14 protein-coding genes, 1 pseudogene and 1 riboswitch are annotated in these 12888 nt (G+C 69.5%); of the genes and pseudogenes, 9 read left to right on the top strand and 6 right to left on the bottom strand.

The genetic code is table 11. From position 1 onward, the window contains the following. Positions 1–86: 86 nt before the first annotated feature. The 3 genes and pseudogenes from QF030_RS19880 to otsB all read left to right on the top strand — a co-directional run bounded on the left by QF030_RS19880 (position 87) and on the right by otsB (position 2590). Positions 87–1377: pseudogene (locus QF030_RS19880) on the top strand (ABC transporter substrate-binding protein). Positions 1378–1441: 64 nt separating this feature from the next. After that, on the top strand, positions 1442–1687 hold the full coding sequence (locus QF030_RS19875; protein ID WP_307164024.1) for a DUF3263 domain-containing protein: 246 nt from the start codon (positions 1442–1444) through the stop codon (positions 1685–1687). A gap of 30 nt (positions 1688–1717) precedes the next feature. Continuing rightward, positions 1718–2590, top strand: coding sequence for a trehalose-phosphatase (otsB, locus tag QF030_RS19870; RefSeq protein WP_307164023.1), 873 nt, complete (start codon positions 1718–1720; stop codon positions 2588–2590). Here the strand turns inward: otsB and QF030_RS19865 are convergent. Beyond that, positions 2578–3987: an alpha,alpha-trehalose-phosphate synthase (UDP-forming) gene (locus QF030_RS19865; protein ID WP_307164022.1), complete on the bottom strand. Its 1410-nt coding sequence runs from the start codon at positions 3985–3987 to the stop codon at positions 2578–2580. The genes otsB and QF030_RS19865 overlap by 13 nt on opposite strands. 141 nt (positions 3988–4128) lie before the next feature. Continuing rightward, entirely contained in the window at positions 4129–5073 is a 945-nt protein-coding gene (locus QF030_RS19860; protein WP_307164021.1) for a glucosyl-3-phosphoglycerate synthase, read from the bottom strand. Between the two features lie 169 nt (positions 5074–5242). After that, positions 5243–5408: riboswitch (SAM riboswitch) on the top strand. A gap of 18 nt (positions 5409–5426) precedes the next feature. Between QF030_RS19860 and thrC the strand changes: the two genes are divergently transcribed. From thrC to groL, 4 genes are all read left to right on the top strand, one after another. Continuing rightward, positions 5427–6725, top strand: a complete 1299-nt coding sequence (gene thrC / locus QF030_RS19855; protein ID WP_307164020.1) for a threonine synthase — start codon at positions 5427–5429, stop codon at positions 6723–6725. 118 nt (positions 6726–6843) lie between these two features. Beyond that, positions 6844–7119 carry a MoaD/ThiS family protein gene (locus tag QF030_RS19850; protein WP_307164019.1) on the top strand — a complete coding sequence of 92 codons (276 nt, stop codon included), beginning with the start codon at positions 6844–6846 and terminating at the stop codon, positions 7117–7119. Positions 7120–7572: 453 nt separating this feature from the next. Continuing rightward, entirely contained in the window at positions 7573–7779 is a 207-nt protein-coding gene (locus QF030_RS19845) for a cold-shock protein (RefSeq protein WP_007493268.1), read from the top strand. 355 nt (positions 7780–8134) lie between these two features. After that, positions 8135–9757: a chaperonin GroEL gene (groL, locus tag QF030_RS19840; RefSeq protein WP_307164017.1), complete on the top strand. Its 1623-nt coding sequence runs from the start codon at positions 8135–8137 to the stop codon at positions 9755–9757. Positions 9758–9866: 109 nt separating this feature from the next. On the opposite strand, the gene QF030_RS19835 is transcribed toward groL, so the two are convergent. The 4 genes from QF030_RS19835 to QF030_RS19820 form a co-directional block, all read right to left on the bottom strand. Further along, positions 9867–10028, bottom strand: a complete 162-nt coding sequence (locus QF030_RS19835) for a hypothetical protein (RefSeq protein ID WP_307164016.1) — start codon at positions 10026–10028, stop codon at positions 9867–9869. Then, positions 10025–10858, bottom strand: coding sequence for a hypothetical protein (locus tag QF030_RS19830; RefSeq protein WP_307164015.1), 834 nt, complete (start codon positions 10856–10858; stop codon positions 10025–10027). The genes QF030_RS19835 and QF030_RS19830 overlap by 4 nt, the downstream gene beginning before the upstream one ends. A 276-nt stretch (positions 10859–11134) precedes the next feature. Next, complete coding sequence (locus QF030_RS19825) at positions 11135–11344, bottom strand: DUF397 domain-containing protein (protein WP_307164014.1); 210 nt, start codon at positions 11342–11344, stop codon at positions 11135–11137. Continuing rightward, a complete protein-coding gene (locus QF030_RS19820; RefSeq protein WP_307164013.1) occupies positions 11325–12167 on the bottom strand; it encodes a helix-turn-helix domain-containing protein in 843 nt (280 codons plus the stop codon). Before QF030_RS19820 ends, QF030_RS19825 begins: the two co-directional genes overlap by 20 nt. 115 nt (positions 12168–12282) lie before the next feature. Between QF030_RS19820 and QF030_RS19815 the strand changes: the two genes are divergently transcribed. Both QF030_RS19815 and QF030_RS19810 read left to right on the top strand, forming a co-directional pair. Further along, on the top strand, positions 12283–12507 hold the full coding sequence (locus tag QF030_RS19815) for a hypothetical protein (protein WP_307164012.1): 225 nt from the start codon (positions 12283–12285) through the stop codon (positions 12505–12507). A gap of 35 nt (positions 12508–12542) precedes the next feature. Continuing rightward, positions 12543–12731: a hypothetical protein gene (locus QF030_RS19810; protein ID WP_307164011.1), complete on the top strand. Its 189-nt coding sequence runs from the start codon at positions 12543–12545 to the stop codon at positions 12729–12731. Positions 12732–12888 lie beyond the last annotated feature (157 nt).

The raw sequence follows: 12888 nt of genomic DNA, 5'->3' as shown, positions 1-12888 counted from the left end.
CGAAAGAGGTCTAGTCCACATGGGTGGTGTAGACCTTAATCCGGATAACGGTCCATTGGTATGATCAATCAGTTGGGAGCCTCACGGTGCAGCGGCGGGCGCGGAAGTCAGGAACGATCACGGGAACGGTCGCGGGGGTGTCCGCCCTCGGCATGGCCGCGGTCCTCACCGGCTGCGGACTGTCCGGAGACTCCGACGACGTCACGCTGAGACTCGTCGCCGCCGACTACGGCGACAGCAGCGCCAACAGCTCGCAGAAGTACTGGGACAAGCTCGTCGAGGCGTACGAGAAGGACCACCCCGGAGTCACCGTCGACGTGAGCGTCTACTCCTGGAACGACGTGGACGCCAAGGTCAAGGCGATGGTCGACGCGGGCAAGGCCCCCGACATGGCCCAGATCGGCGCCTACGCCGACTACGCGGCCGCCGACCGGCTCTACAAGGTGAGCGACGTGCTCTCCATCCCCGTCGAGGCCGACTTCGTCTCCCGGCTCGCCGACGCGGGCGAGGTGCACGGGGTGCAGTACGGCATGCCGTTCGCCTCCTCCACACGACTGCTGTTCTACAACAAGACCCTCTTCGCCAAGGCCGGTCTGACCCCGCCGACCACCTGGGCCGAGCTCGCCGAGGACGCGGAGGCGCTCAAGGACGAGGGCGTGAAGTACCCGTACGCGCTGCCCCTCGGCTCCGAGGAGGCGCAGGCGGAGACCCTCCAGTGGATGCTCAGCGGCGGGGGTGGCTACACCCAGACCGTCAGCGCCTACAGCATCGACTCCAACCGAGAACGTCGAGACCTTCGACTGGCTGAAGGACGAGCTGGTCGGCAAGGGCCTCACCGGGCCGGTCGCGCCGGACAAGCTGAACCGGGCCGCCGCCTTCGCCGCGTTCGCCGCCGGCGACGTGGGCATGCTCAACGGGCACCCCTCGCTGATGAAGGCGGCAGAGAGCAAGGGCGTGAAGTTCGGCATGGTGCCGATGCCCGGCGTCGCAGGCCCGACCAAGGTGTCCATGGGCGTCGCCGACTGGATGACCGCCTTCAAGCAGAACGGCCACGCCGAACAGGTCGGCGACTTCCTCGACTACGTCTACAGCGAGAAGAACGTCCTCGACTTCTCCCGTGAGTACGATCTGCTGCCGGTCACCAACTCGGCCTCCCAGGTCATGGAGGCGGCCAAGGAGGACGCCGACCTCAAGCCCTTCCTGGAGCAGCTCCCGCTCTCCGAGACCTATCCCGTCGGACGGACCTCCTGGGCGAGGGTCAGCGCGGAGATCAAGAAGCGGATCGGCCGGGCCGTGACCGCGAACGGCGACCCGGCGGGCGTCCTGGGCGAACTCCAGACCACGGCCACGACCCTGGAATCCGGCTCCGACGGCTGAGCCGCCGGGGCACAGCACACCGGGCCGCCGGGCCGCTGTCGGTGGCGGGCGTTACCGTGCGGACATGGAGCGGCGAGCGGAAGCGGACGAGCTGGGGGCGGCGGAGCGGGACGTCCTCGCCCTGGAGCGGCGCGGGTTCCTCGGCCCCGGCGCGAAGGAACGGGCGATACGCGAGGAACTGGACCTGTCCCCGGTCCGCTACTACCAACTCCTCAACGCCCTCCTGGACGACCCCCGCGCCCTGGCCCACGACCCGGTCACGGTGAACAGACTGCGCAGGGTGCGGGAGGCGAGGCGGGGGGAGCGTTAGCCGCGGGCGTGCGTTGGCTATCGTCGCCGTATGGGCACCCACGAGACGCACTCCACGGAACCCGAACCTCTCCCCCTTCCGGTTCCGGTCACACCGGCGGGCCGCGCCGCGCTCGACGCGATTCTCGGCCGGCCCTCCACCACCCTCGTCGCGCTCGACTTCGACGGCACCCTCGCCCCGATCGTCGAGAACCCGGCGGACGCCCGGGCCCACCCCGACGCCGTCCCGGTGCTGACGGCCCTCGCGCCGAAGGTCGCCGCAGTCGCCGTCATCACGGGACGGCCCGCCGAGGTCGCCGTCCGGCACGGCGGGTTCGCCGGGGCCGAGGGACTGGAGCACCTCTGCGTCCTCGGCCACTACGGCGCCGAACGCTGGGACGCCCGCACCGGCGCCCTCAGCGCCCCGCCACCGCACCCGGGAGTGGCCGCGGTCCGCGCCGAACTCCCGCGGGTCCTGGCCGCCGCCGGGGACCCGCCGGGCGTCGCCGTCGAGGAGAAGGGCGGCCGGGCCGTGGCCGTCCACACCCGTCGCGCCGACGACCCCCGGGCCGCCTTCGAAGCCCTGCGCGCCCCGCTCACCGACCTGGCCGGCCGGCACGGCCTGATCGTCGAACCCGGCCGGATGGTCCTGGAGCTGCGCCCGCCGGGCATGGACAAGGGCGTCGCCCTGCTGGAGCACGTCCGCGAGACCGGCGCGCGGTCCGTCCTGTACGCCGGTGACGACCTCGGCGACCTGCCCGCCTTCGCCGCCGTGGAGAAACTCCGCGCGGACGGCGTTCCCGGGCTGCTGGTGTGCAGCGGCAGCACCGAGGTCGGCGAACTGGCGGAGCGCGCCGACCTCGTCGTCGCCGGGCCCGCCGGGGTCGTGAGCCTGCTGCGGGAGCTGGCCGGTCAGCTCGGCTGAATCTCCCGCAGGGCGTTCAGCTGCTCCAGGAACCACTGGGCCGGGGGAAGCGCGGTCGCCGCGGCGGACAGCCGCTTCGTGCGCTCGGCCCGCTCCCCCGGCTTCATGGTCAGCCCCTCGTGCAGGGCGTCGGCGGTCTCCAGGACGTCGTACGGGTTCACCGTGATCGCGTCCTCGCGCAGCTCCCAGTAGGCCCCCGCCTCCCGGGACAGCACCAGCGCGCAGCCCTCGTCGGAGACGACCGGCACCTCCTTGGCGACCAGGTTCATACCGTCGCGGATCGGGTTCACCAGGGCCACGTCGGCCAGCCGGTAGGCGGCGAGGGAGCGGGCGAAGTCGTCCTTGAGGTTCAGCAGGACCGGGGTCCAGCCGGGCGTGCCGTAGGCGTCGTTGATCTCCTCGGACAGGCGCTGTACCTCGGTCATGTAGTCGCGGTAGACGGCGAGGTCCTGGCGGGAGGGGTAGGCGAAGGCCACGTGGACGACCCGCTCGCGCCACTCCGGGTGGTCGTCGAGCAGCTGCCGGTAGGCCAGCAGCCCGCGCACGATGTTCTTCGAGAGTTCGGTGCGGTCGACCCGGACGATCGTCCTGCGCCCCTCGCCGATCTCCGCGCGCAGCGCCGCCATGCGCTCGTCGACGTCCGGCCGGTGCGAGCGCTCGCGCAGGAAGTCGGCGTCCGCGCCGAGGCCGTGCACGCCGATCCGCGTCCGGCCGGGACCGCCCACGAACTCCGTGCAGCAGGCGGAGAACGCGTCCGCCCAGCGCCGGGTGAGGAAGCCCAGGCGGTCCGCGCCGAGCATCCCGCGCAGCAACTGCTCGCGGACGTCCCCCGGGAGCAGCGCGAAGTAGTCCACCGGCGCCCACGGCGTGTGCGAGAAGTGGCTGATGCGCAGGTCCGGGCGCAGCTCACGCAGCATCCCCGGCACCAGGCACAGGTGGTAGTCCTGGACGAGGACGGCCGCGCCGTCGGCCGCCTCCTGGGCCAGCGCCTCCGCGAACGCCCGGTTGTAGGCCTCGTACGACGCCCACTGCCGGCGGAACTCCGCGTCGAAGGCGGGCTCCAGCGGCGTCTGGTAGAGCAGGTGGTGGACGAACCAGAGCACGGAGTTCGCGATGCCGTTGTACGCGTCGGCGTGCACGTCGGCCGGAATGGCCAGCATGCGCACGCCCTCCTCGCCGACCCCGCGCAGGACCGCCTCCCGGTCGCCGTCGGAGAGGGCCGAGCACACCCAGAGGGCGCCCGCGTCGGGGCCGATGGCCGACAGGCCGGAGACCAGCCCGCCGCCGCCGCGTTTCGCGTGCAGCGAGCCGTCCTCGCGCACTTCGTAGGAGACCGGGCCGCGGTTGGACGCGACCAGCACCTCGGCGGTCGGGGCAGTGTCGTGCGTGGAAGCCATACGCCTCAACCTAGCCCGGTCGGGAAACGCTCAAACGTACGGTCGCGCTGCGTGGACGGGCCGTGTCCGGCGGTATATCGCCGCGTCTGGCTGGATACAGCCGTTATCGGCGCTGTTGCCGTGTACGGCCCGTCCGACGGTTCACGCGACCTTGCGGGTCGCGTACTCCGCGATCTCCGCCATCGGCGGCCGTTCCTCGGTGTCCACGGAGTAGGTGCGCGGCTCGAAGCCGTCCGTGCTCCGTTCGAACTGGGTGAGGGACGGGCGGATCAGGTGCCCGCGGGCCAGCCGGAGCTGGGCGGTGCGGTAGATGGCCGCCGCCATCCGGCCCAGGGCCTGTCCGTCCTGGTGACGGTGCTTGCGCACGCCGATGTCGACCTGGGCGAGGGCGTCCAGGCCCACCAGGTGCAGGGCGTCGACCAGCATGCCCAGCTCCACGCCGTAACCGACGGGGAAGGGCAGCTGCTCCAGCAGACCGCGGCGGGCCGCGTACTCGCCGCCCAGCGGCTGCACGAACCCGGCCAGCTGCGGCCAGTGCATGTTGAGCAGCGGGCGGGCCATCAGCTCGGTGACCCGGCCGCCCTGGCCGGCCGCGCCGCCCAGCGGACGGTCGTACATGCCCTTGACCAGGTCCACCCCGGGGTCGGTGAGCAGCGGGCCGACGATCCCCGAGACGAAGTCCGAGGAGAACTCCCTCAGATCGGCGTCGATGAAACAGACGATGTCCCCGGTGGTGACCAGCAGGGAGCGCCACAGGACCTCGCCCTTGCCGGGCACGGCCGGTATCCGCGGCAGGATGTCGTCCCGGTGGACGACCCGCGCGCCGGCCGCCGCGGCCACCTCCGACGTGCGGTCGGTCGATCCCGAGTCGACGACCACGATCTCGTCGACGAGCGGGACCTGGTGCATGAGGTCGTGACGGATGATCGCGACGATGTCACCGACCGTCTCCTCCTCGTTCAGCGCGGGCAGGACGACGGACACCGACTGGTTGGTGGCGCGCTTCGCGGCCAGGATCCGGTGCAGCGGACGATCGGTCGCGGACCAGGAGCGGGTGGCCAGCCAGCGCTCAGTTTCTTGAAGCACAGTCTGCGGCTCCTCACTGTCTTGATCACACCGGGTGCACAGGACGTGACCGTGTGATCCATCTCGCGGTACGGACGACTATCTCAACTGTCCTGGCCTTCGGTTACAGTCTTGAACAACGCGGATGACCATCGCATGTCCGAGGTCGCTCCCGTTCACAACTTCATACCGCTCATCCAGAGGGGCAGAGGGATACGGCCCGATGAAGCCCCGGCAACCCTCCAGCCGGTCTCGTAACGCTCACCGATCCACGTGGTGACCGCTCCGCGAGGCTCCCGGCTCGGGAAGGTGCCAAATCCGTCTCACGGCGAGATGCGTCGTGAGAAAGATGAGGAGAAAGGGCCTCGCCTCACATGGCTGCGCAGACTGTTGCAAGCACCACCGACTCTACGACGTCCTCTGCTGTCGACCTCGGTCCGGCCACTGCGTTGAGCTGCCGCGAGTGCGGACACCGCGTGCCCCTCGGCCCGGTCTTCGCCTGCGAGGAATGTTTCGGCCCGCTCGAGATCGCCTACGACTTCTCCTCCTACGACACGGAGGAGCTCCGCAAGCGCATCGAGGCGGGACCCGCGAACATCTGGCGCTACGCGCCGCTGCTGCCCGTCCCGGCGGACGTGGCCGACCAGCCCAACATCAACCCTGGTTGGACCAAGCTCGTCCAGGCCGACAACCTCGCCCGTGAACTGGGCGTCGACGCCGGCAAGCTCTTCGTCAAGGACGACTCCGGCAACCCGACGCACTCCTTCAAGGACCGGGTCGTCGCCCAGGCCATCGAGGCCGCCCGCGCGTTCGGATTCACCACTCTGTCCTGCTCCTCCACGGGCAACCTGGCCGGTGCCGTCGGCGCCGCCGCCGCCCGGGCGGGCTTCCGGTCCTGCGTGTTCATCCCGCACGACCTGGAGCAGGGCAAGGTCGTCATGGCCGCGATCTACGGCGGCGAGCTCGTCGGCATCGAGGGCAACTACGACGACGTCAACCGCTTCTGCTCCGAGCTCATCGGCGACCCGGCGGGCGAGGGCTGGGGCTTCGTCAACGTCAACCTGCGGCCGTACTACGCCGAGGGCTCCAAGACGCTGGCGTACGAGATCTGCGAGCAGCTCGGCTGGCGGCTGCCGGACCAGCTGGTCGTGCCGATCGCCTCCGGCTCCCAGCTGACGAAGATCGACAAGGGTCTCCAGGAGCTGATCAAGCTCGGACTCGTCGAGGACAGGCCGTACAAGATCTTCGGCGCGCAGGCCGAGGGCTGCTCCCCGGTGTCCGTCGCCTACAAGGCCGGGCACGACGTGGTCCGCCCCCAGAAGCCGAACACCATCGCCAAGTCGCTGGCCATCGGCAACCCGGCGGACGGCCCGTACGTCCTCGACATCGCGCGGCGCACCGGCGGTGCGGTGGAGGACGTGGACGACGAGCAGGTCGTCGACGCCATCAAGCTGCTGGCGCGGACCGAGGGCATCTTCGCGGAGACCGCCGGCGGGGTGACGGTGGGCGTGACGCGCAAGCTGATCGAGAACGGTCTTCTCGACCCGACGCTCACCACCGTCGTGCTGAACACCGGCGACGGCCTGAAGACGCTGGACGCGGTGGCCGGCACCGGTCTGACCGCGACCATCCGCCCGAACCTGGAGTCGTTCCGGGACGCGGGTCTCGGCTGAGAATCTGATGTCCGTGCGCGGGTCGCGGGGCTGGTCGCAGCCCACCCGGCGGCAGCCGCACGATCCAGCAGCCCCGCGCCCCTTCGGGGGCGCTCCGCCTGACCGGAGGTCGAAAGTCATGAGCGTTACCGTCCGCATCCCCACCATCCTCCGCACCTACACGGGTGGCGCCGCCGAGGTGAAGGCCGAGGGCGGCACCCTCGGCGAGGTCGTCTCCGATCTGGAGAAGAACCACACCGGCATCGCCGCCCGGATCCTGGACGACCAGGGCAAGCTGCGCCGGTTCGTCAACGTGTACGTGAACGACGACGACGTCCGGTTCGAGCAGGGTCTGGAGACGGTGACTCCGGACGGTGCGGGCGTCTCGATCATCCCGGCCGTCGCCGGCGGCTGACCCGTGTTCAGTACCCATCGGTAGTAACCGTCGGTAACAGCGATTACCGAGCGTTCATCGAATTGCCCTCTCCGCGATAGAAGCGGAGGGGGCAATTCAATGTGGTTGAGCGCGGTACAGTTGGGGAACCCGGTCCTGATCCACGGATCCGGCGTCTTTTCTCTCCGCCCCACGCCCGACAAGAAGCAGCCAATGTGCGCGCCTCTTTCGTGGCTTTTGCGGCTTATGTAGGGCCCGACTTGCCCTCAATTCAGGCGAATTCTCGCCACATTCCGGATCCCGCACGTCCGGAATTCTCGTCCGACTGACCTGTTGCAGACGGCAGTTGGACAGATACATTCAGCCGCGGTCGACGCGTTCCGGCGCACGCCCCCAAGCCAACCGGGGGGTGAGGTCTGACCCGGATCCGCGAAGTGTGGATCTGTGCAAGGGCCAGTAATAGGGGAGTTAGGCATGGCTCAGGGCACCGTCAAATGGTTCAACGCGGAGAAGGGGTACGGCTTCATCGCGGTCGACGGTGGTGCGGATGTTTTCGTCCACTACAGCGCGATTCAGATGGACGGCTACCGCACCCTGGAAGAGGGTCAGCGGGTCGATTTCGAGATCTCGCAGGGTCAGAAGGGGCCGCAGGCGGACATGGTCCGGCTCGCGACCGGCTGAAGCACGCGCCGACTGAAAGCGTCGTTCTTCTGTACAACTGACGAAGGGCTCGCACTCCCACGGGGGGCGAGCCCTTCGGTCTGTCCCGGGACTGCGCGGGGGTGCCCGGCGGCGACCGCGAGGCCCCCGTGGGAGGTGTCCGGAAGGGGCCCGGTCCGGCGGAGGCGCTTGCACTCTCATGGGTCGAGTGCTAATCATTGGCGTTAGCACTCTGAAGGTGAGAGTGACAACGAGGACCGGGTCGGTGAGGCCCGCAGGCCAGGTGGGGCAAGGAACCACGAGGCCGGCGAGCCGTCCGTCGCGGGCGCCAGCGCGGTCCGGAGCAATCCACCCCAGTCCGGGAGGACCACTTCACATGGCCAAGATCATCGCGTTCGACGAGGAGGCACGGCGCGGCCTCGAGCGCGGCATGAACCAGCTCGCGGACGCCGTGAAGGTGACGCTCGGCCCCAAGGGCCGCAACGTCGTCCTCGAGAAGAAGTGGGGCGCACCCACGATCACCAACGATGGTGTTTCCATCGCCAAGGAGATCGAGCTCGAGGACCCGTACGAGAAGATCGGCGCCGAGCTGGTCAAGGAAGTCGCCAAGAAGACGGACGACGTCGCCGGTGACGGTACGACCACCGCGACCGTCCTCGCCCAGGCCCTGGTCAAGGAAGGCCTGCGCAACGTAGCCGCCGGCGCCAACCCCATGGCCCTCAAGCGCGGGATCGAGAAGGCCGTCGAGGCCGTCTCCGGTGCCCTGCTCGAGCAGGCCAAGGATGTCGAGACCAAGGAGCAGATCGCCTCCACGGCCTCCATCTCCGCCGCCGACACCCAGATCGGCGAGCTCATCGCCGAGGCGATGGACAAGGTCGGCAAGGAAGGCGTCATCACCGTCGAGGAGTCCCAGACCTTCGGTCTGGAGCTGGAGCTCACCGAGGGTATGCGCTTCGACAAGGGCTACATCTCGGCGTACTTCGCCACCGACATGGAGCGTATGGAGGCCGTCCTCGACGACCCGTACATCCTGATCGCGAACTCCAAGATCGCCAACGTCAAGGACCTGCTCCCGCTCCTCGAGAAGGTCATGCAGGGCGGCAAGCCGCTGCTGATCATCGCCGAGGACGTCGAGGGCGAGGCCCTGTCGACGCTGGTCGTCAACAAGATCCGCGGCACCTTCAAGTCCGTCGCGGTCAAGGCCCCGGGCTTCGGCGACCGCCGCAAGGCGATGCTGAACGACATCGCCATCCTCACCGGTGGCGAGGTCATCTCCGAGGAGGTCGGTCTCAAGCTCGAGAACACGACCATCGACCTGCTCGGCAAGGCCCGCAAGGTCGTCATCACCAAGGACGAGACCACCATCGTCGACGGTGCCGGGTCCTCGGACCAGGTCGCCGGCCGGGTCAACCAGATCCGCGCCGAGATCGAGAACAGCGACTCGGACTACGACCGCGAGAAGCTGCAGGAGCGCCTGGCGAAGCTCGCCGGAGGTGTCGCGGTCATCAAGGCCGGCGCCGCCACCGAGGTGGAGCTCAAGGAGCGCAAGCACCGCATCGAGGACGCCGTCCGCAACGCGAAGGCCGCCGTCGAGGAGGGCATCGTCGCCGGTGGTGGCGTTGCGCTCATCCAGGCGTCCGCCGTCTTCGAGAAGCTGGAACTCGAGGGTGACGAGGCGACCGGCGCCAACGCCGTGCGCATCGCGCTCGAGGCCCCGCTCAAGCAGATCGCCGTCAACGGTGGTCTCGAGGGTGGCGTCGTCGTCGAGAAGGTCCGCAACCTGCCCATCGGTCACGGCCTGAACGCCGCGACCGGCGAGTACGTCGACATGATCGCCGAAGGCATCATCGACCCGGCGAAGGTCACGCGCTCTGCCCTGCAGAACGCCGCCTCCATCGCCGCGCTGTTCCTCACCACCGAGGCCGTCATCGCCGACAAGCCGGAGAAGTCCGCCGCGCCTGCCGGTGGCGGTATGCCCGGCGGTGACATGGACTTCTGATCGACCTGACGGTTGATCGCCTGTCCTTCACGCCGAGGGCGGCACTTCCCGGAAACGGGGGGTGCCGCCCTCGGGCGTTTCCGGGGTGCCGAGATCGCGGCGAGGGGCGTCAGGTGCTGCGTACGGCCCCCGGTGGTCCCTCCGTCCCCAACCGGTGCACGAACGCGTCGTACGACATCGACAGGCCGGACGGCGCCGCCTCACGAGCCCGCGCTTCGTCGGCGTCGGCCTCGTCCCGCATCCGCCGAAGCTCTTCCGGTTCGCTGATCACCGGGATGCTGCTGTCCTTTCCGGGTGTCTCCGGGACATCGCGGCTCGGATGCCCGCCGCATGGGCGTGGACGGTCGAGGTGGGTACCGGCGCCGGGGGGTGAGCGGGTCCGCACTCGCCCCGGCAGCCGCCGCACAGGCCGCCGGGCAAGGACTCCGAGCGGCCCGGGAGACCGCACTTCGCGCACTCCAGCATCCGGCGGGGCGGGCGTGGGACAGGCGGCTCCGGTGGGAGCTTGTCCGTCAGGCGGCGGCGCAGCAGGGCCGCCGGGCTGTGGACGGGAGTGGGCAGTCCTGCGGTCAGGGCGGCGGTGAGCGTCTCCTCGGTGGCTCCCCGCGCGAACCACTCCTCCACCAGCGGGGCGAGCCGCGCGCAGTCGGCGGCGGAGAGCGAGAGGACGGGGGCTGTGCGGCCGAGGGCGGCGAGGAGGACGTGGGCGCGGGAGCGGGTGGCGGCCCGGGCTCGTTCGGGGTCCGCCGACTCCTCCGGTACGTCACCTCGCGTGAACGTCGCCCACCAGCCGTCGTCACGTGCGGTACGGGTGAACCACGTTCGGGTGATCCAGCGCGACTCGCCCGAAGCGGTCGCCATACGTTCCCGGCCTCGCCTCAAGTGCCCGGCCTGCTGGATGCGGTTGAGGGCTGTGCGCAGGGCGCACTGACCGTACGGGAGCTGCTTGGCCAGCGTCTTCACGGAGATGTCCGTACCGTCGGGCAGCCGGTCGAGATATGCGGCGATGGCCGCTTCGCGGGGCGGGAGGTGCGCGAAGTCGTTCCTGGTGCGGGGGAGTTGTCCCGGCGCGGCGCGCTTTCCGTAACCCGGATTGGCCATCGGGTGCGGGGATACGTGCGCGAGCGGGGAGGCGGCACTAAGCTTGGCGTCAGCCACGGATCGACTGCTTTCGATCTTGTAGGTCAAGCCCCCGCAGGTGTTGGCGCACCTGGCGGGGGCTGTTTCGTTATGCGCACGCTAGGGGGTGGTGACCTTCCGTGGCAAGTCGGTCGCTCCACGTCAACTCGCCGGGTGGGAGGGTGGGTTGGGACCCTCCTACCGATCCATGCAAAGAGGGCTCGGAGCTGGGCGCTTGAGCTTCGGGGCCGGTGTGGATCAGTTGTCCTTGAGGTTCTCCACGAACGCGGCCCATGCTTCGGCCCGGAACGCGAGCTTCGGGCCGAGGGGGGTTTTGGAGTCCCGGACGGGGACGAGGGTGGGGTGGCCGGGGGCGACCTCCAGGCAGTTGCCGCCCTCTCCGCCGCTGTAGCTGGACTTGTGCCAGGTGGCGGTGCTCAGGTCGTACTCACGGCTGCGGTTGTCCATGCTCGTAATCCTGCGCCACCGACTCCAGCAGAGCCAGTGAATCCTGCGGGGAAAGCGCCGTTGCCTGGAGCAGGTTGAACGTCAGGGTGTGGCGGGCGACGGTGGCCGGATCGTCCAGCAGCCTTCCCATGTCCGGGCCCTCGACGAAAGAGAGCGGGGGAGCGTCCTCGAACTCCATGAGTTTCAGGGCGCCGGTCATCGACGCGTGTGCACCGGAACCGAACGGCAGTACCTGAACGATGATCCGATGCTTGCGGATCAGCTCCGCCACGTGACGGAGTGCCTCCGCCATCACTGGCCCTCCGCCCACCATCCGGTGGAGCACCGCTTCATCGAGGATCGCCCACAACAACGGCGTTGTTGGGTCGTCGAGGACATGCGCCCGTTCGAGGCGGGCAGCCACCGATTCGCCGATCTCGGTGGCGGGAGCGGTCGGCTTGTACGCGCGGAACACCGCAGCGGCGTATCCCTTCGTCTGCAGAAGCCCTGGGATCAGCATCTGCGCGTACTCCTTGATCGTTACGGCGATCGCCTCCGCCTCCGCCGCCTCCGCGAAATGGTCCGGGTACTTCGACTTGGCCAGCGCCTGGCAGTTGCGGACGAAGAAGCCGCCCGTGCCCAGGATCTCGTCTATGTGGACGGCGTATTCGAGCTGCATGCGCCTTGTCCCGGCCTCCAACTGGCCGATGAACGAACCGCTGACGAAGAGCGGCTCGCCCAGTTCGGTCTGGCTGAGGCCCTGCTGCTCGCGTGCGTGCCGCAATTCCGCGCCCAGTAACGCTCGCGGGGACGATGACGGATCGAGGTCCTTCGGTCCTGGCATGGCGACTCCCTGTCACACAGGTGGGTTTGTTGGGACGCCGTATCTGGCCAGGTTAGGGGTGTGGTCGCCACGCTGTGTGGTGAAAGGGAACACTCAGCGTGGAGGAATGGGCGAGATGGAGACGACAACGGGTGAGCGGCCCGCGCGGACGGTTCAGGAAGCTGTGGATCAGTTGCGGGCCGCCCTGCACGAGGTGGGGATCGTCCTGCCGTCGTTGCGGATCGACCCGGTCTCGGGCGCGCACGGGGACCCGTACGCCCTGGTGGACCTGGGCCGCTGCAACCTGGGCGTGGCCTCTCGGCTGGCCGCGGCGCTGCGCGGGGCGGGGGCGGGCGCGTGAGCGGGGTGTACGTCCGGGACGCGAGGAGCGGGCGGGTGGGGGAGGTCATGGAACGGCTGGAGGATCGGGTGGTGCTGCGGCCGGTGGGTGGCGGGCGGGAGTGGGACTGTCTGCCGGAGGACGTGGAAGCGGCGGCGCCGGGTGACGTGCTGCGGGAGAGGGTGCGCCGGCTGAACCGGGACACCCGTTCCCGGCAGGCGGCCGTCGGTCAGGAGGCGGTGTAGTACGAGGCGATGGCGGGCCGGCCCGTGTAGTCGGGGCCGGGGGGCGGGGCGGTGCGCCAGGTGGGCCGGGAGGTCGACGCCGAGTTCACCGGCGTAGCTGTTGACGCCGGTGAGGCCGCGCTCCCGGTTCATCGTGTTGTCGGCGACGACGGAGGAC

The sequence above is a fragment of the Streptomyces rishiriensis genome (assembly GCF_030815485.1).
GTDB classification, from domain to species: domain Bacteria; phylum Actinomycetota; class Actinomycetes; order Streptomycetales; family Streptomycetaceae; genus Streptomyces; species Streptomyces rishiriensis_A.
The sequence above is the reverse complement of the archived record's forward strand: the minus strand, read 5'-3'. Positions and strand labels throughout refer to the sequence as shown.

What these genes read in the sequence shown, in the direction of transcription:
- groL (WP_307164017.1), top strand. Translation starts at nt 8,135, where the DNA reads ATGGCCAAGATCATCGCGTTCGACGAGGAGGCACGGCGCGGCCTCGAG.
- thrC (WP_307164020.1), top strand. Translation starts at nt 5,427, where the DNA reads ATGGCTGCGCAGACTGTTGCAAGCACCACCGACTCTACGACGTCCTCT.
- QF030_RS19850 (WP_307164019.1), top strand. Translation starts at nt 6,844, where the DNA reads ATGAGCGTTACCGTCCGCATCCCCACCATCCTCCGCACCTACACGGGT.
- QF030_RS19820 (WP_307164013.1), bottom strand. Translation starts at nt 12,167, where the DNA reads ATGCCAGGACCGAAGGACCTCGATCCGTCATCGTCCCCGCGAGCGTTA.
- otsB (WP_307164023.1), top strand. Translation starts at nt 1,718, where the DNA reads ATGGGCACCCACGAGACGCACTCCACGGAACCCGAACCTCTCCCCCTT.
- QF030_RS19865 (WP_307164022.1), bottom strand. Translation starts at nt 3,987, where the DNA reads ATGGCTTCCACGCACGACACTGCCCCGACCGCCGAGGTGCTGGTCGCG.
- QF030_RS19825 (WP_307164014.1), bottom strand. Translation starts at nt 11,344, where the DNA reads ATGGACAACCGCAGCCGTGAGTACGACCTGAGCACCGCCACCTGGCAC.
- QF030_RS19815 (WP_307164012.1), top strand. Translation starts at nt 12,283, where the DNA reads ATGGAGACGACAACGGGTGAGCGGCCCGCGCGGACGGTTCAGGAAGCT.
- QF030_RS19830 (WP_307164015.1), bottom strand. Translation starts at nt 10,858, where the DNA reads ATGGCCAATCCGGGTTACGGAAAGCGCGCCGCGCCGGGACAACTCCCC.
- QF030_RS19875 (WP_307164024.1), top strand. Translation starts at nt 1,442, where the DNA reads ATGGAGCGGCGAGCGGAAGCGGACGAGCTGGGGGCGGCGGAGCGGGAC.
- QF030_RS19845 (WP_007493268.1), top strand. Translation starts at nt 7,573, where the DNA reads ATGGCTCAGGGCACCGTCAAATGGTTCAACGCGGAGAAGGGGTACGGC.